Origin of the sequence: Paenibacillus sp. J45TS6 (genome assembly GCF_018403285.1) — a bacterium.
Taxonomy (GTDB): domain Bacteria; phylum Bacillota; class Bacilli; order Paenibacillales; family Paenibacillaceae; genus Paenibacillus.
Window position 1 is genome coordinate 96,364 of sequence record NZ_BOSJ01000009.1, and the last position, 18,358, is coordinate 114,721.

General features: G+C 44.1%; 17 protein-coding genes and 1 riboswitch. Of the genes, 4 read left to right on the forward strand and 13 right to left on the reverse strand.

The features are described from left to right. Positions 1–234: 234 nt before the first annotated feature. On the reverse strand, positions 235–1,185 hold the full coding sequence (abnA, locus tag KJS58_RS14755; protein ID WP_213533417.1) for an arabinan endo-1,5-alpha-L-arabinosidase AbnA: 951 nt from the start codon (positions 1,183–1,185) through the stop codon (positions 235–237). Positions 1,186–1,549: 364 nt separating this feature from the next. Here abnA and KJS58_RS14760 point away from each other — a divergent pair, with 364 nt between their 5' ends. From KJS58_RS14760 to KJS58_RS14770, 3 genes are all read left to right on the forward strand, one after another. Further along, the gene (locus KJS58_RS14760; protein WP_191797318.1) at positions 1,550–2,467 is read left to right on the forward strand and encodes an ArsR/SmtB family transcription factor; all 918 of its coding nucleotides are present in this window, start codon (positions 1,550–1,552) and stop codon (positions 2,465–2,467) included. A 229-nt stretch (positions 2,468–2,696) separates the two neighbouring features. Next, positions 2,697–3,443: a threonine/serine exporter family protein gene (locus KJS58_RS14765; protein WP_213533547.1), complete on the forward strand. Its 747-nt coding sequence runs from the start codon at positions 2,697–2,699 to the stop codon at positions 3,441–3,443. An 81-nt stretch (positions 3,444–3,524) separates the two neighbouring features. Then, positions 3,525–3,950, forward strand: a complete 426-nt coding sequence (locus KJS58_RS14770; protein WP_213533549.1) for a threonine/serine exporter family protein — start codon at positions 3,525–3,527, stop codon at positions 3,948–3,950. Positions 3,951–3,994: 44 nt separating this feature from the next. Here the strand turns inward: KJS58_RS14770 and KJS58_RS14775 are convergent, their stop codons facing one another. Next, the gene (locus tag KJS58_RS14775; RefSeq protein WP_213533551.1) at positions 3,995–4,492 is read right to left on the reverse strand and encodes a GNAT family N-acetyltransferase; all 498 of its coding nucleotides are present in this window, start codon (positions 4,490–4,492) and stop codon (positions 3,995–3,997) included. A gap of 154 nt (positions 4,493–4,646) precedes the next feature. Next, positions 4,647–5,507: an SDR family oxidoreductase gene (locus KJS58_RS14780; RefSeq protein ID WP_213533419.1), complete on the reverse strand. Its 861-nt coding sequence runs from the start codon at positions 5,505–5,507 to the stop codon at positions 4,647–4,649. A 219-nt stretch (positions 5,508–5,726) separates the two neighbouring features. Between KJS58_RS14780 and KJS58_RS14785 the strand changes: the two genes are divergently transcribed. After that, a complete protein-coding gene (locus KJS58_RS14785; protein ID WP_213533421.1) occupies positions 5,727–6,818 on the forward strand; it encodes a M24 family metallopeptidase in 1,092 nt (363 codons plus the stop codon). 119 nt (positions 6,819–6,937) lie between these two features. Here KJS58_RS14785 and KJS58_RS14790 read toward each other — a convergent pair whose 3' ends face one another. The 10 genes from KJS58_RS14790 to cbiB form a co-directional block, all read right to left on the reverse strand. Then, complete coding sequence (locus KJS58_RS14790) at positions 6,938–8,332, reverse strand: L-cystine transporter (RefSeq protein WP_213533423.1); 1,395 nt, start codon at positions 8,330–8,332, stop codon at positions 6,938–6,940. Positions 8,333–8,816: 484 nt separating this feature from the next. Further along, on the reverse strand, positions 8,817–10,412 hold the full coding sequence (locus KJS58_RS14795; protein WP_213533552.1) for a cobyric acid synthase: 1,596 nt from the start codon (positions 10,410–10,412) through the stop codon (positions 8,817–8,819). A gap of 144 nt (positions 10,413–10,556) precedes the next feature. Further along, complete coding sequence (gene cobS / locus KJS58_RS14800) at positions 10,557–11,390, reverse strand: adenosylcobinamide-GDP ribazoletransferase (protein WP_213533425.1); 834 nt, start codon at positions 11,388–11,390, stop codon at positions 10,557–10,559. Then, complete coding sequence (cobU, locus tag KJS58_RS14805; protein WP_213533427.1) at positions 11,387–11,941, reverse strand: bifunctional adenosylcobinamide kinase/adenosylcobinamide-phosphate guanylyltransferase; 555 nt, start codon at positions 11,939–11,941, stop codon at positions 11,387–11,389. The genes cobS and cobU overlap by 4 nt, the downstream gene beginning before the upstream one ends. Then, positions 11,938–13,020 (reverse strand): nicotinate-nucleotide--dimethylbenzimidazole phosphoribosyltransferase, encoded by a 1,083-nt coding sequence (gene cobT, locus KJS58_RS14810; RefSeq protein ID WP_213533429.1) that lies wholly within the window; start codon positions 13,018–13,020, stop codon positions 11,938–11,940. The genes cobU and cobT overlap by 4 nt, the downstream gene beginning before the upstream one ends. A 204-nt stretch (positions 13,021–13,224) precedes the next feature. Continuing rightward, complete coding sequence (locus tag KJS58_RS14815) at positions 13,225–14,052, reverse strand: ABC transporter ATP-binding protein (RefSeq protein WP_213533431.1); 828 nt, start codon at positions 14,050–14,052, stop codon at positions 13,225–13,227. Beyond that, complete coding sequence (locus tag KJS58_RS14820) at positions 14,049–15,095, reverse strand: FecCD family ABC transporter permease (protein ID WP_213533433.1); 1,047 nt, start codon at positions 15,093–15,095, stop codon at positions 14,049–14,051. The genes KJS58_RS14815 and KJS58_RS14820 overlap by 4 nt, the downstream gene beginning before the upstream one ends. Next, a complete protein-coding gene (locus KJS58_RS14825; protein WP_374705816.1) occupies positions 15,092–16,090 on the reverse strand; it encodes an ABC transporter substrate-binding protein in 999 nt (332 codons plus the stop codon). The genes KJS58_RS14820 and KJS58_RS14825 overlap by 4 nt, the downstream gene beginning before the upstream one ends. A 162-nt stretch (positions 16,091–16,252) precedes the next feature. Continuing rightward, positions 16,253–16,465, reverse strand: a riboswitch (cobalamin riboswitch). 257 nt (positions 16,466–16,722) lie between these two features. Then, the gene (locus KJS58_RS14830) at positions 16,723–17,385 is read right to left on the reverse strand and encodes a histidine phosphatase family protein (RefSeq protein WP_213533435.1); all 663 of its coding nucleotides are present in this window, start codon (positions 17,383–17,385) and stop codon (positions 16,723–16,725) included. Beyond that, positions 17,379–18,356: an adenosylcobinamide-phosphate synthase CbiB gene (gene cbiB / locus KJS58_RS14835; protein WP_213533437.1), complete on the reverse strand. Its 978-nt coding sequence runs from the start codon at positions 18,354–18,356 to the stop codon at positions 17,379–17,381. Before cbiB ends, KJS58_RS14830 begins: the two co-directional genes overlap by 7 nt. Positions 18,357–18,358 lie beyond the last annotated feature (2 nt).

Here is an 18,358-nt window from a genome sequence, read left to right on the forward strand (position 1 = left end):
CCATATCTTAAAAAAGCCTTCTCCCTTAACTGCTGTAAACGTATACATTGGTCTCGTGGAGAAGGCACCTTACAAGCGCTCAGGTAGGCCTAGCACTACTAGTTCCTATAAAAATATAACAATGTATAAATCACTTTGTTTGTTTTTATAATGTAACAAATATTAGAAGACTGTTCAACGTTTTTTTAAATCATTTTAAATAAATATAAACACAAGCATAAAAAACAGTGAATTTTAGTATTTCGGCCATCCATTCGAGTCCCAGTTCAGATCACTAATCAGCAGTTTAGGATTCCCATTGTCTTCTGCATCGTAAGCATGCCTTGCGATGATGTTCGTGCCGTAAATGTCTTGTCCGCCTGGACCTTTCCATTTATCGTTTCCCGTATCAAGGATCGTTCCACCGCCATTCAGCATATCGACACCATTCTTATCAACAAATGGACCGGTAATATTCTTGGAACGACCGTATACAATCTTGTACGTACTATTCACACCCTGGCAACAGCTGTCGATGGAAGCAAAAAGATAATAATATCCGTTTCGGTATACCATACTCGGTCCCTCAATCGCTCCGGAGTTCGAAGGTCTTGCTGCAATGGATGTGATGCTGCCTGTTGGCTTCATCGTATTCTTGTCAATCTTCGTCAGCTTAATTCCACTCCAGTAAGAACCGAACACCAGCCAAGGGTCACCGGAAGCATCGATAACCAAGTTCGGATCAATTGCGTTATAATTGTTAGAGGTTGTTGTTCTAAGGACAAGTCCATCATCTCTCCACTGCCCTGCACCTATGCTTGATGCAGAAGCTAGTCCGATTGCTGACTGATTAGAACCAAAGGAAGAAATGGAATAGTAGAGCCATACTCTGCCGTTGTACTCCTGAATATCTGGAGCCCATACGTCATTCGTAGTCTGTTTCGGGACATAGGTTTTCCACCACGAAGGCGGAGTTAAGAAAATCTGCGGAACCCGGTACCACTGAGTTCCATTATCCGATTTCAACACTTGAATCCCTTGACCTGTAGAAAAAGTATACCAACTGTTTCCTTCCTTGATGATACTAGGATCATGAACACCCGTATCTCCTGTTACATTCCAGAATGCAGCAAAACCCGTTGAGCTCAGACCAAATAGCGAACCTGCGAGTAGACCTGCAACTAACCATTTCTTGCCTTTTTTCATAATTACACCACCTTCATATGATTGGACTAACCTATTTTACTTTCCATTTATATAAAATAGTTTAGGCTTCCCAGATTATAAAAGCGTTTTCATTTTTTGACAAGGGCATTTTTTCCTTATTTTTATTTTTAAAATAATGGTTGTTCCCAGCTTTTTCATCGATTAGAATATGGTGAAGTAAGCCGCTTTGTAACGATCTATCCCTTTGGGGATAACGCTCTTCCGTTATTTCTTTTATGTAGCAAACTATTGTATGATTACTACTATATTGATTTTCGTCTCTTTAAAGTTATTTCAACTAAACTCGCAATGAAATGTGTGACCGCAGATGCCGTCTTTTTCATTGCCGGGAAAGGATTTTATCATGATCTATATAAAAGATTTAATGTCTGGAGTCCCCATCTTCAAAGCGCTTAGTTCGGAAGTTCGAATTCAAATTATAGAAATGTTGTCTCATCATCAAAGCCTCAACCTTAACGATATCGCGAATCGGCTTCAGCTTACGAATGGAGCAGTGACGATGCATATCAAAAAGCTTGAGGAGAGCGGCCTTATTAATATCAACACGGCCGTAGGTAAACACGGAATTCAAAAGATCTGTTATTTGAATGAAGATAAGCTAATGGTGGACCTTCGAAGTCAAGAAGTTCATAACCGCTATGAGGTAGAGGTTAAAGTTGGACATTTCAGCAATTACTATGCTGTTCCTACCTGCGGCCTAGCTACAAAAGACAGCATTGTTGGTGATTTCGATGAACCTCGTTATTTCGCTGATCCGATGCGAATTGATGCTGAACTCATCTGGCTGTCAGAAGGATTTTTGGAATACCGGATTCCCAACTACTTGAAATCAAATGAAACCTTCAGCGAAATTCAATTCTCCATGGAGCTGAGCTCCGAGGCACCGGGTTTTAATAATAACTATCCTTCTGATATTTACTTCTATGTGAATGGTATCGAGATCGGCTGCTGGACAAGTCCTGGCGATTTTGGTGATACAAAGGGTACATTTAACCCAGATTGGTGGCCGCCGCATCTGAACCAATATGGCATGCTGAAGCTGATTCGAATTAATGAAGAAGGAAGTTTTATAGATGGCTGCCGCATATCTGATGTTACACTCAGTCATATTGGTCTTCATTACAAGAGCGATATTCTTCTTCGAATTGCCGTAACAGAAGGAAACACGAACAAACGAGGACTCACTCTCTATGGTAAAAATTTTGGGAACTATAGTCAGGATATTCTCGCTCGTGTACTGTATAATATTGATCATTCATAACTCATAAATTATTGATCATTTATCATTCGTAAATTCCATGAATGCACGTATATAGCGCCTGCTTTCTTCACGATACCCCACCATCGGTATTGCAAAGAATACAGGCGTTTTGGCAGTTTTCGGTTTCTTATGGAAAATGAAAAAATTATGATACAATGTGTAATTAAACCTACATAAAGAAAGCGAGAGAACGATTTTGGACAAAGTGGAACCATCGATAACGACAGACATGAACGATATAACGACTAAAATTATCGAGGTGTGTTTGCTTTCCGGAAAAATTATGCTTCAAAGTGGGGCTGAAACCTACCGAGTCGAGGATACGATGATGCGAATTGCTTCCGCATACGGAATGCCACATTCAAATAGTTATGTAACTCCGACAGGAATTCTTTTCTCTACGGATTCACTCAGTCCTGCCAAAATCATTCGAATTTCAGAACGCACGACCGATCTTCACAAGGTGTCAGCTGTCAACAACGTTTCCAGAATGATTGGAAATCAAGAGCTAAATCCTTCCGAAGCTTATCATAAATTAAAAGATATCGAATGTTCTTCTGTTCAATTTAGTGTCCCGATGCGAACGGCTGCTGCTGCACTAGCAAGTGGCTGCTTCACGATTATGTTTCAAGGACAATGGGTTGATTTTTTACCTGCCATTTTGTGCGGAGGAGCAGGATATGCTGCCGTAAGTTTATTTCAGCGGCTTGTACAAGTTCGCTTTTTTGCAGAGTTCGTTGCCTCCTTTATTATTGGACTGTTATCCCTGTTTCTCGTCTATATCGGAGCGGGTAAAGAGCTAGACAAGATCATTATTGGCTCTGTCATGCCGCTTGTTCCGGGTCTTGCTATTACCAATGCAATTCGGGATCTGATGGCAGGCCATCTCGTATCGGGATTGTCCAAAGGGGCAGATGCCTTTTTAACCGCCTTTGCTATTGGGGCAGGGGTTGCGGTGGTATTTACCTTAATGTAAACCAAGGCGTTATTGTTCATATTATTTTATTAATCTGTGATGAAAAGAAAGCTGAGGTATTCAGGTGTTATGCTAATTCCGATCATCGAACAGGGGCTTACCAGTTTTATTGCCTCTCTCCTATTCGGCCTGATTTTTAACGCGCCCAGAAATATGCTCATTCCATGCGGAACGGTTGGCATGCTGAGCTGGCTTATTTATTTTGTAATCGAGCCGGGATACCAAGCCGTTTCCGCTACACTTGCCGCAACGGTAGTCATTGGTGTTATGAGCCAGTTTTTTGCTCGAAAATACAAACAACCTGTCATTATCTTTAGCGTAGCGGGTATTATTCCTCTCGTCCCCGGCGGTCTTTCTTATAATGCCATGCGTTATTTTGTACAGAATGATTATTCTACAGCAGTAGAACACGCAGCAAAAGCCCTGATTCTTGCAGGAACCATTGCTGTTGGACTGGTTTTGTCTGAAGTGCTTAACCAAGCCTTCCGAAGAAAAGTAAAGTCATAACAAAAAAACTCGCCTTTCTCAATTGAAAGAGCGAGTTTTCTTATTTAAGCATCCAATTTCTTGCCAAGGATGGCAAGATCGCGTTTTTTTCCATCAAGCACAGCGACTTCGGGATAGTATCCCCATTGTTCAAACCCAAACTTTTGCAATAACCGCAGGCTGGGTTCATTATGTCCGAATACAAATCCGAGCAAGGTCGTCACCTGAAGACGTGAACAATCTTGAATGATTTTTTCCATGAGCCTGCTTCCTGCACCGGTTCCCCGGTAAGCTTCACTCACATAAACACTGACTTCCACTGTACCATCATAGGCTGGTCTTCCATAGAAGGAACTCAGACTTACCCAACCTGCAATCTGGCCGTCCACCCTCATGACCCATAGGGGGCGCTTATCGGGCGTATGTTCTTCAAACCACGGAATGCGGCTCTCTACCGTAACGGGTTCCAAATCTGCTGTCACCATACGCCCCGCAATCGTAGAGTTATAAATCGCAACAATATCAGGTAGATCATCCCGCTGTGCATAACTAAATTCAATCATTGGTTCCTTCAAGTGTTGTCTCCCCCAGGTCTAGTATCTTACACCTTATCATCTCATCCTTTGGATAATAATTCCTAGATTATCAGAATCACCTGTGAGTGATCCATACGAAAATCGGCTTGATTCCATTAGGTACCAACCCTAGTTAATCGCTTCACTCTATCTCAATAGGTAGTCCCGTCTGCCTTGCACTCCAGTTCCATAAAAAAGCGGCTGTATCTTTATCCAGAGCATTCGGTTTTAGTTCCTGAATTTCTTGTTCATAAAAATATTCTCCTGTGATCCCTTTTACTTCAGGATGAACCGCCAGATAAATCGCTGTTCTTGCCCCCTCCTCTGGTGTAAGGAATGAAGGGATTTTTCGCACCATCGCCATAATGGCTGTTCCAAATCCAGTTGTACGATTAATTCCTATATTCGTTCCAACCGCTCCAGGATGCAATGCATTTACGGTTATATTCGTCCCTTGAAGGCGCTCAGCAAGCTCTCTCGTAAACAATATGTTTGCGAGCTTCGATTGTGAATAACTTTTAATCACATGATAACGCTTCTTCAAATTGGGGTCCTCCCGGTGAATCTTCCCTGCCTTATAAGCGCCTGAAGAAACGTTAATAATCCGGGCTTCTGCGGCTGCCTTAAGAGAAGGAATCAATAGTCGGGTTAATAAATAATGTCCTAGATGATTCACGCCGAGTGTCATTTCAAATCCATCCGAAGTCTCTTCTCTTCTTAAACAGATAACACCTGCATTATTAATAAGAACATCGAGTTTTGGGTGGGTGGCTGTAAACTCCGAGACAAAACTTCTTATACTATGTAAAGATCCTAGATCCAGCTTCATGAGTTCGATCTGTTTTGACCCTGTGGCCGTGATCGCTTCTTTTAGAGCTATACGTCCTCTTTCCTCATTTCTGCAGGCCATCACAACATGGTATCCCTGTAACGCGAGTTCCATAGAAGTGGCTAGTCCCATTCCTGAATTCGCACCGGTGACTATTGCTATTTTTGTATTCATTCCATTCATCCTTTCGGGTGGAAACAGACATGCCTTACTATTATCATACAAGAAACGAACCACAAAAGAAAACAAGTGATCAAGCAATACAATTCATGTAACAAGAGGTCTATGATAGAATTACAAGGAATCGATTTATTTATTTTTCTCTCTTTTGGGATTTTTGTAGAGAAGCTTTATAATAGATATTGATACTGAAAGAAAAGGCGGTAACGAATAATGACAAAACAACCTATCTCATTACTGAATCAAGCGATAACCACTCATGCACTAGACGGCGTTCTCATTACCGATCCAAAACATGTATACTACCTGACTGGATTTGCAAGCGACCCTCATGAACGTTTCCTTGGTCTTGTTCTGGTACAAGGGGAAGAGCCCACTTTAATTGTACCGAGCCTTGATGAAGAAGCAGCTTCAGCGGCTTCTACTGTAAAGAATATCGTCACTCATCAAGATACAGATAACCCTTATCATATCTTAAAAAAACACCTTCCTCGTACGATGAACAGTTTTGGAATTGAGAAAGATCATCTATCTTTGTCCAGATATGAAGAACTTGTTCAATATGCGGAAGCCAAAAATTTTGTGGATATCGGTCCTCTTCTTCGTGAACTGCGTGTTCGTAAAGCACCTCACGAAGTAGAAAGAATGAAAGTTGCAGCGAATATGATTGAAGAAGTGCTTCGCAGAGGACTCACTCACGTGAAAGAAGGCGTGACCGAGGTTGAACTTGTTGCTGAAATGGAATATCAAATGAAGAAACTCGGCGCTTCCGGTCCTTCTTTTGATACGATGGTTCTCAGCGGACCAAACACTGCACTCCCTCATGGTGTACCCGGCACTCGTAAACTTGCTTACGGTGACCTGCTGATGTTTGATATGGGCGTATATGTCAATGGTTATGCTTCTGATATTACCCGTACCTTTGCTTTTGGAGAATTATCTCCTGAACTTACTAAGGTATATAACACGGTACTAGGAGCTAATCTAAAAGGAATTGAAAGTGTAAAACCAGGTGCAACTTTAGCTTCGGTAGATTTGGCTGCTAGACAAGTAACGATTGATGCCGGTTACGGGGATCGATTCCTCCACCGTCTTGGACATGGTCTTGGTATTGATGTACATGAATATCCTTCTGTCCATGGTGCGAATCAGGAATTGTTAACCGAAGGAATGGCTTTTACGATCGAACCCGGTATTTATATCCCAGGTCTCGGTGGTGTCCGGATTGAGGATGAGGTTATTGTGACTGCAGATGGTGTAGAACTGTTAACGAGCTTCCCGAAAGAACTGCAGATTCTCGGCTAACCTGTAAATATACACTAAGCTAGACTCAGCTGTCATATATAGAAAAAGAAAAAGGTGCCCCTTTTTACGAGTATCATGCTCATAAAAAGAGGCACCTTTTTTATTTTACTAGAAACAGCTTACCCTTCGTGTGCTGAATCCAAATCAAAGTTTGCTTTATCGAAAATTTCTTGATCGTTTTCTTTCAGCATTTTACTGGATATAAGACCCGCTGTCATCGAACCGTTGACATTAAGGGCCGTACGTCCCATATCAATCAGTGGCTCTACCGAAATCAAGAGACCAGCAAGACCGACAGGAAGGTTCATGGTGGAAAGCACGATAAGAGAAGCAAAGGTAGCTCCGCCGCCCACACCGGCAACACCGAAGGAACTAATCATAACGACCAGTACTAGTGTAATGTAGAACTGCCAATCCATTGTTACTCCAACGGTAGGAGCAATCATTACAGCCAGCATGGCGGGATAAATCCCTGCGCATCCATTCTGACCAATGGTTGCACCAAACGAAGCTGACAAGTTAGCGATCCCTTGGGAAACTCCAAGCTTCTTCGTTTGTGTTTCAATATTGAGTGGAATGGATGCTGCACTCGAACGAGAAGTAAAGGCAAAAACTAAAGTCGAAATCACTTTTTTAGCATAAGCAATCGGATTAAAACCGAATACAGTAACGAGAATCAAATGAACAATAAACATTAGAGCAAGTGCTACATAGGATGCGATTACGAATTCCCCGAGCTTTAGAATCTCCTGGGCATCCGTTGTTGCCGTGACCTTGGTTATCAGCGCCAAGATTCCGTATGGTGTCAGTCTTAATACCAACGTAACAATTCGCATAACAACCGCGTATAACGAATTAACAAGTTTACGGAATGTATCTGCTTGTTCTGGTTTCTTACGATCCAGTCCAAGAACTGCTGCACCTACAAAAGCGGAGAAAATAACGACCGCAATGGTTGACGTACGGCGTTCACCCGTCATATCAGCAAAAGGATTAGTCGGAATGAATTCCAGTACCTGCTGAGGAATGGTCAAATCTTGAACATCACCAAGCTGCTGTTCCAGACGATCTGCTCTCGCTTGTTCTGCTTCACCACTTTCGATTTGAATAGCCTCAAGACCAAACATCTGAGTAACTCCAATACCGATCGTTGCTGCGATTGCTGTCGTGATCAGGAGTGTTCCGATGATAGAACCGCTCATTTTCCCGATATTTTGATTGCCCTTTAGATTCATGATCGCCGAAATGATGGATACCATAATCAGCGGAGTAACAATCATCTGCAAGAGCCCTACATAACCAGACCCTATAATACTAAACCAGTCAACACTCGTTTTCACTACACCTGTTGTAGCCCCATATATAACTTGAAGCAGAATTCCGAATACCAGACCTAGTCCGAGACCGGTGAATACTCGCTTCGTAAAAGAAACATGTTTCTTCTGCATGCGATACAGGATGCCGACAAGAACCAACATCACTGCCACGTTGATAATAATCTGCAACGTTTCCATGATAACTATTTCCCTCCACATCATCTAATGAACTCTAACGTTCAGACTCGGTTATTGCTTCTGTCATATATCACCTATATATACCCCATTAATCCAATAGGGAAAACAAATAAAAGAATGGCATCTGCATAATCTAGGTCTTTGCGTCTAGGTTGACTTTTAATAATAATCCATACTATATCATAAAACCAATTAAACAGGTAGACTTTTATTAAAATAGAACATAAACGGCTCAACAACAGCGCAATTTCACGTTTTTTCTCGAATCATTCCTATTAATTCTAGGTTAATCAGGCGGCATAAAATCCAGGATATACCATATTATTAATTTTACAAAACCATCTATTCCTTGACTATTTCACCCGAATCTAGGGCTTAAGGATGGTCAACGATAAAAAAGCCGCGCTTCCCAGAGAGATATACTTCTGGATCATCGCCGCTCTTTTCATCGTTCTCTCCAAACTTTAGTCTTTGCTTCAGAAACTCATGTTATGTCATGTGTTTTTTTGGGCAATCCTGCTATTTCATATATTTGATCCAGATCAAGGTGGTTACGGACAATCTCCGCTACCCGGTCAAACTCTTGTGTCTTGTATACAGCCGCTTGAAAAGTTTCACTAATGGGTGGAAGTCCTTTCTGTAAGCGGAGTCCATCAAGCCATGTACGCCTGAATTCATCATTATCAAAGAGACCATGCAGATAGGTTCCCCACACTTTTCCATCTGCGGCTCCGCACCCTTCCAAGTGTACCTTCTTTATTCCTTCTGCAGAAGGATCTGCCTCTGCTTCTTTTGTTTCTGTATTCAGAACAAATAACGGTCTGTAGTCTTCACTTCGTAACCTAGCTGACTCATCAATTTCTGTGATTCCCATATGGATTTCATATGCGTCTACCGTAAGTCCTGTTTCCTTGTTCTTATCCACTCGGAGTGGACACTCCTTCGCAGCCGTACCTTTCACTCGAACCGTTCTTTTCTCCTTAGCGAAGGTAGTGATAAGCGGCAGTAGTCCGAGTCCTTCTGCATGCTTTGTTTCACTCTCAACAGCATTAGGATCAAACAATCTCTCCCCCAGCATCTGGTATCCGCCGCAAATCCCCACAAGCTGAACCTCTCGTTCGTGCCATTTCCCTTTAATCGCACGGTCTAATCCTCTTTCTCTAAGAAAGGTCAGATCGCTGATGGTATCCTTTGTACCCGGCAGTATAATAACATCAGGCTGACCAAGGTCATCGGCATTACTGACATAGCGCACAACCACATCAGGCTCCCAGCCCAGTGCATCAAAATCAGTAAAATTAGAAATTCGGGGATACCGAATGACGACGATATCCATTTCTTTCTCTTTTTGTCTGCGATACTGCAGTTCATCGAGCACAACCGAATCCTCAGCTTCAATACGCAGTTCTGGAATATACGGCAGCACCCCGAGCACAGGAATTCCGGTCCGCTTCGTAAGCCAATCCAGCCCTGGTTGCAACAGCGCAAGATCTCCGCGGAACTTGTTAACAATAAAGCCTTTTACCCTTGCCCGCTCGTGCGGTTCAAGCAACTCCAGTGTCCCTACTAGCGAAGCAAATACACCGCCGCGGTCAATATCCGATATCAACAGAACAGGTGCATCTGCCCAGCCTGCCAAATTCATATTCACAATATCTCTGTCTTTCAGGTTTATCTCCGCAGGACTTCCTGCCCCCTCCATCAGCACAATATCATATTGTTCCCGCAGACGATCAAGGGCATCAAGCACAATGGTTTTCGCTTGCGGTAAAAAGTGATTTCTATAGTCCATCGCGCTCATCTGCATCTTCGGTACCCCATGGACGACAATCTGAGAATGCATATCTTTAATCGGCTTAATCAAGATCGGATTCATATCGGTTGTCGCTGGCAAACCGCAAGCTTCTGCTTGTACTCCTTGCGCTCTTCCAATTTCTTTCCCATCCAGGGTCACATAAGAATTAAGCGCCATATTTTGCGATTTATAAGGAGCTGGTTGATATCCATCTTGTAAAAAAAGGCGGCATAGCGCCGTTGTCACAATGCTCTTTCCGACATCCGATGCGGTCCCTTGAAGCATTAGAACAGCGGCTCTATTCTGTGTTTTCTTTTTATCCTGTTCCTTATCAGTGTTCCCGGGATATGTACTTTTATTTTCCATGAGCGTGTCCCCTTTCTCTTATCACCAGTCACCAATATTAAGGCTTAGGGCGCCATCCTCACCTTAGTTCACGACTGTGGATAGAATAACCAGGATAAGCAGCCCTACTGCTTCAAGTCCCTCATTAAGCGCTCCATAAATATCTCCTGTTAGTCCCTCGAGGCGATTGCTTATACGATCCGCAGCCCATTTCCCGCAAGCCCATATACATAGAGGAATGACAAAAAAGGCAGACAGCACAACACCCATATTCAGACTCCATGTAAGCTGCGGCCCATCTAGAGCATACGCAGCAAGTAAAAATACACCGCAAGAGATCGTAGAGAGAAGTAAAGTTACCCCTCCCACTTTATAAAGCAGTTCATTCTGAACCCCTGCAAACATTCCTGCCAGACCTTCTCCTGCCCTAGCCCGTTTATATTTCACCATGGCATACACCATAAAGGAACGGCTCCATAGGAAAGGCAAGACCGCTGCCCCTATAAGAAAAGGTTGTCCCATTAAGCTGTATAGAAGCGTTGCTTTCAGCATCAGCAGCAGAACACAGGCAATTACACCCATAGCTCCCACCCTGCTGTCCTTCATAATCTCAAGCATTCGTTCTCTGCTTCGGTAACTGAGAAGGGCATCAGCAGAGTCCATCCAGCCATCTAAGTGAAGCCCGCCTGTGAGCCAAACCCAGATCGTGAGAACAAGCACTGCCGACGGAGCCGGAGGCAATAAGAATCCACTGAGCCAAGCTGCCATAAAGACACAAGCCCCAATACATAAGCCAACAACCGGATAGAACAGAGTGCTTCTTGTCATTAATTCTGGAGTGAATTCAAGCTGAGTTTTCACTGGAAATCGCGATAAAAACTGAAAAGCGGCCGCAGCCGCTTTTGTATTTTCTCTCATACTTTATACTCCTTGCTCTTCAGTTCAATGGCAATACCAGCCGTTACAAGGAATACTTCCTTGCTGATTGCTGCCATACGCTGATTCAGAATTCCGGCATAATCCCGGTAGATCCGGCCCAATCGATATTCAGGAACAATCCCGTCTCCGACTTCATTGGTTACTAGAATCATAAGACCTGGATAAGCAGCAACACTGCGGACAAGACGGTCGATCTCCTCCATTATTGCGTCAGGTCCTTCCTGTTCCTTGGCAATGAGCACGTTAGAGAGCCATAAGGTAAGACAGTCGAGTAATATCGTGGGTACAGGCAGCGTTGCTTCCATTAACCCGTTCAGCGTTTCAGCTACCTCTAGCGGTTCTTCAATCGTATGCCATAGATATGCCCCATCTTCCCGCTGACTGCGATGTGCAGCAATTCGGTCGGTCATCTCTTGATCATAAGCTTGTGCAGTCGCCATGTAGATCGCTTCTGAAGACCGGCTCATGCACAGTTTCTCGGCAAATGTACTTTTGCCGCTGCGTGCACCGCCCGTTACGAGAATGATCATAATTCGGCCTCTGCCTTCTCATTACCTCCAGAAATACCCGCACTGCTAAATGTAGCCATCTCAGCCATAATTCTTCCTGCCGCTTCAATCAGATGAAGGCATAGAACGCCGCCCGTTCCCTCACCGAGTCTCATTCCAACCTGAAGCATCGGAGAGAGGTCTAAAGTTTGCAGGAGTGCTGCATGTCCTCTTTCTTCCGAAGTATGAGAAGCAATCATATAATTTCGGCATGCCGGTGCAATACGGCTCGCTACCAACGCGGCAGCGGTAGAAATATACCCATCAATGACAACCGGACACTTCAAAGCAGCGGAGCCAATAATCACACCTGCGAGGCCCGCAATATCTAGTCCACCCACTTTAGCAAGCACGTCGATTGGATCATTCGGATCCGGCTGGTTAAGCTGTATTGCCCGGGCAATCACATTTGCTTTATGCTGAACACCTGCTTGATCAAGACCCGTCCCTTTGCCTGTCGCCTCCTGCACGCTGACTCCCGTAAGCACACTGGTAACTGCTGCACTTGGTGTTGTATTGCCAATTCCCATCTCTCCGGTAACGAATAACTGCGTTCCTTTTCTTACGGATTCTTGAACAACGTGGATCCCTGTAAGAATCGCTTGAAGTGCCTCTTCTCTGCTCATGGCAGGACCCTTCGCCATATTTGCCGTTCCTTTGCGAACAGAACGAGATACAAGTTCGGGGTGAGCAGGCTCACCATTCACACCAATATCCACACATATCACTTCAGCACCTGCATGACGAGCGAGCACATTTACGGCTGCCCCACCAGCAAGAAAATTGTGAACCATTTGCTGCGTTACCTCAGCTGGGAAACTGCTGACTCCCTCTTCCACGACCCCATGGTCTGATGCCATAACAATAACTGCCTTTTTAGAAAAACTAGGCTGTTTCTTTCCTGTAATCCCTGCTAAACGGATCGTGAGCTCTTCTAACTTACCTAGACTCCCCGGGGGTTTCGTTAAGTCATCCAAATGATTCGCTGCCGCCTTCTGTGCTGCCTCATCTAATGCGGTAATCTGCTGAACCCATGCTTTCAGTTGCTGTTCTCTCTCCATGATATCTCCATCCTTATCCGCTGCTGTTGTACAGCTTGTATATATCGATTATAACGAAAAGTGAGTAAATACTTCAAAAGAAATCATGCAATTTTCATATTGAATTAAAAAATAAGACAAGTTGTTCTCTTTGGCTGAAAAAAAGAGGACCTGATTTATGGATATCAGGTCCTCTTCTATGTTGTTCTGATATTTAAAATCATCTCACTCTTGCTGTTTACGCAGTAAAAACTGAGGAATGTGATGATCTGGATGTTGAACCATCACAGGTTGGATATCAAACAGTCCTCTGATGTTCTCCTCCGTAAGCACTTCAGCCGGAGAGCCCTGAAGGAAAAGCTTCCCCTCTTTTAGTGCACATAAGTAATTACAATAAAGAGAAGCTAAATTCAAATCATGCAATACGGCAATAATCGTAATCCCTGTACTTTGCTGCCATTCTGCCAGCAGATCCATGAACTGCAGCTGATAACGAACATCAAGAAAAGTGGTCGGTTCGTCCAGCAGCAGGATTTCAGGTTCTTGCACCATCACTTTGGCAAGGGCTACCCGCTGTCTTTGTCCTCCGCTAAGTTCATAAAGTCTGCGGTCTGCAAGAGAAGTAAGATCCAGCTTCTTCAGGACTTGCTCTATCTTTTCTTCTCCAGATCCCTGATCTCTTCCCAGCCAGTCTTGATAGGGATATCTCCCCATGGCCACAACGTCCCTGACGGAGTAACCAATCTCAGGTAATCCGTCTTGCTGAAGAACAGCAATAATTCGCGAGAGCTCTTTACGGCTGTAATCTTGAACTGGTTTACCTTTTATATGGATCGTGCCTTGGTTTGGTGACAGGATACCGGATAGTAAATGAAGCAAAGTAGACTTTCCGCTCCCGTTCGGCCCTACAATCCCCCACCAGTCACCTTCCTCAGCGGTGAAATGAATGTGATCCAGTGCAATGAACTGACTGTACTCTTTTCGGAGTGCCCTAGCTTCCACCACAGGAACTGTAGACGAGATTTCAGACTGATGATCGAAATTTTCTGTCATCCGCTGATGCCTCCTCGCCGTTTTTTATTCCGATGTAATAAGTAAGCAAAGAACGGAGCTCCTACAAAAGCAGTCAGTACACCAAGCGGAATCTCCGTAGGAGCGAGTAATGTCCGCGCACCCATATCCGCCCAGGCCAGAAAGATACCTCCGCCTACAGCAGATAGAGGAATAATGAGACGGTAATCCGGTCCGACAAGGAGCCTGATGATATGAGGGACAACAAGCCCCACAAAACCAATCACACCCGCAACAGATACGGCCGCAGCCGTTAACAGCGTAGATACCAAGAGTACAGATACTTTGAGTAAGTCCACTCTGACCCCAAGGTGTGCTGCTTGTCTTTCTCCTAGGGCCAACAAATTAAGTGATCTGCCTCTGCTCCATAGATAGATTAACCCAAGCCCTACATAAGGGAAAAGGATGGCCGTGTAAGACCATCCCCGCAAACTAAGGCTTCCCATCGTCCAGAACAAAATTTGATTCACCGTATCCTTTGACATGGCGGTCAGAAAAGAAACAACGGCTCCTAAAAAAGCATTCATCACAACACCGGACAAAATCAAATTGTTTGTCGGTATTTTTCCGCCTTCTCTAGCCAGCATCAAAACACCCCATAGTGTAATGACACCTGTTGTAAAAGCAACGAGCGGCAGCATCCATTCGCCAAGCCAAGCATACTCTAGACCCAAATAAATGATGAGTGCTGCTCCAACAGAAGCACCCGCCGATACCCCAAGCGTATAAGGATCTGCCAGTGGGTTACGAAGTACACCCTGAAATCCTGCGCCAGCAACAGCCAGCGCTGCACCAACCAGGATACCAAGCAGCACTCGCGGTAAACGTACCTTCATAATGATCTGTTCAGACGATGTATTCCATACGGGTTCAATGAACCCATCCATCCCCGGAATATGATTCATAAGAATCCCTGCGATATGACGAATCGGAAGATGTACTGACCCGATCGCAAGACATAGCAGCAGGGTCAGTACAAGCAGGATGATTCCTATCAATCCATATCCTGCTAGTTTCTTTTTCATTGGAACAGATCCGGGTAGACTGCTTTCGCTACTTCTTTCAATCCTTCCGTTACACGTGGACCTGGGCGGCTAAGCAGATTAGCATTAATCGAGATCACTTGTTCATTCTTAATTGCCGTAATCTCATTCCAGCCATCCCTAGCTTTAATGATCTCATCGAGTGTTTTGTCATTGTCTACCACATCGCTTGCGTACAGAATGACATCTGGGTTTACAGCAATGATATTTTCCTCACTGATTTCATACCAGCCTTCTGCATCTCCAGCCACATTCACTCCGCCTGCAAGGGTAATGACTTCATCCATAAATTCACCTTTACCTACAGTCCAGCCTGGAGAAAATTCGACATATACTTGTTTTTTCTGATCATCCGAAAGGGATGCTACTTTATCTTGTACTTCTTTCACATCTGCTTTCATTTTTGCGATGACCTCTTGCGCTTGTTCTTGATGATTTGTAATTTGTCCGTATACTTCAATATTTTTCATAACATCTTCGATTGTTTTGGGATCTGTTTTGAAAATAACGATACCGAGATCACGCAGTTTCTGCACTGCTGCCTCATCCATCGAAATACCTGTGAAGACAATATCCGGCTCAGCAGCGATGATTGCTTCTGCATTAGGTGTATACAGGCTGCCCATCTTCGGCTTGTCCTTTACCTGCTCTGGATAATCGTCATAGTCGGATACCCCAACGATTTGCTCGTCCAGTCCGATCGCATAAAGCGATTCTGTCTCTGCTGGAGATACAGACACGATCTTTTCAGGTGCCTTTTCAAAAGTAAACGACTCTCCCGTGGCATCCGTGATTGTCAGAGGATATACCGTCTCGAGACTAGCCTCTTCTTGGTTATCTGTTGCTGCGGTACCTTGATCTGTTGTCTGACCTGCTCCTTGTCCTTCTGTTGCTGTCCCGTTACCACATGCCGCCAGCATAATTGCAAGCATGAGTGACATTAAAATTGATAAAAAACGTCCATTCATTTTTTTCATTCTTCTCTCCCTCTCTTTATAAGTGAAGCCAACGATCTTATCAGGTATGAACACCAAACAACCCTGCTCCTATCATAAGAACAAGGTTACGTCTCGCAGCTGCTCCCTCTAATAGAAAGGCACAACAAATATGCAAAACGTATCCTTTCCTCGAAGGATTACACGTTTACCAAAGGCAAGGCAGGTCTCCTGACTATCCAAGTTTAAAGTAACAGCTTGCTCCCTTCCCATTTTCGCTATAGACGAAAACAGTGGATTAATAGCAGCTGTCCCTGGTATACAGTGGCGGGACCGTGCCGGATTTGCACCGGCTTCCCTTTTAACCAAAAGAATGTAGTGCCTTTATTCTTCTGGACCTTGCTCAGTATGATCGACTTTTCATATGTATTCACATGAAGTCTTTATGTACTTAGATGTTCATTTCAATTCGTATCAGGTCTTCACATCTTTTGCCATTATAGGGGAAAGCGGAATTTTCGACAACCAATCTTTCCCTTTATATTCCAAAAAAATCTATTTTAAGTGTAAGAGAATCAATTTCATAATACCTTTAGTAGCTTCAATCAGGACGATAGATAGATCAAAACGCTTCTATTTGTCTATATATCGTTTTAATGAGTTATGAAATTGATTCAAAAATCCAGTTTCTGTGCCGAAAGTTCTCCGCCTGACAAAGTAAATCGAAGCACGAGACATTCCCCTGGGCGAGGCATAAACGTATTAAATTCTGTTTCAGCAAGCCATGTGGCAGCCCATTGCCTGATCACTCCGCCATGAGTTACCACAAGCATCTTAGGTACTTCGTTATGATCTCCCCTATCCTGATGGGTACTCCGTCTAGTCTCATATAAATAAGGTCTGATTCGTTCTTCCACAAACTCCACTATTCTTTCGGAAAAGTGGGAAAACGTCTCTGCTCCCGGCGGAGTCACACCGAGAGGATCATCAATCCACTGACGATAATTCGGATCATACTGCAGCATCTCATACGTCTGTCCTTCATATTCTCCAAAGTGATACTCCCTGAGCCTTGCGTCCAGCACGGCTGTATGAGCCCGTTCGGGGACAATCATATCCAGTGTCTCTATGCATCGGACAAGATCACTTCCATAGATTTGATCAAACTGAATTTGTCCAAGGGATGCGCGGAGTCCCGCAAGATCCTCCTTCGCTTCAGGAAGCAGCGGAATATCGGTGTGTCCCAAATATCTTTTTTGCTGATTCCAAAGTGTTCGTCCATGCCGGACTAAATAAACATCGACAGAAGACATATTTTCATGAGACGTATTCACCACAGCCAACCGACTCCTGTAATCGACATCAGCCATAATAAAACCACCAGGATGACTACGAATAGACTTGATGATATATACATCATCGCAATCGTTGTCCGAATATGGCTCGCTTCCATCTCATGGTATGGAACCCCCATATAAGCACGGAACGAACGAACACCATGGTAGACGTTATATCCTCCAAGCCGGATCCCAAGTGCACCGGCAACTGCGGATTCCGGATACCCGCCGTTTGGACTTGGGTGCTTGCGGGCATCCCGCTTCACTGTGCGCACACTATTTTTCACATGAAGACCTAATACCCCAGCGGAAGCAAATAGCAGAAGAGCTGTGATCCGCGCTGGGATGAAGTTTGCAATATCATCCAGTCTGGCAGAGGCCATACCCAGCGATTTATATTTTTCGTTTTTATAGCCGACCATGGAGTCAAGTGTGTTTACCGCGCGATAAGCCATCGCAAGAGGTGCTCCGCCTAGGAAAGCGAAAAACAGCGGTGATATAATCGCATCTACAATATTTTCGGCTACCGTTTCAACGGTTCCCCTTACTACTTCAGAGGATTCTAACTGTTTTGTGTCTCGGCCTACAATCATACCGAGTGCAACTCTTGCTTCCGGCAATTTGCCGGCCCTAAGATGTTTATATACTTCTATACCTGCATCTCGTAGTCCCTTCGTCGCGATCGTTGTCGCAATCAGCAGAATTTCACCCGCTATAGCAAGCGCAGGATGGATAAAGAATAGGAACTTTAACAGCGCCCAAGTCAGAACAAACGCACCAGTAACAATCAATATGGGAAAAAGAAACCCTGCATAACGCAGTCCTCGCTGCGTTGTCACTTTTTTGCGAATCATTTTCTCAAGGCCGCTAATTGCCTTCCCCATAGCAATAACCGGATGAGGAATCCACCGCGGGTCACCGATGATGAGGTCAAGCGTATAAGCAGCTAGAATAATCCAAGCTCCCATCATGA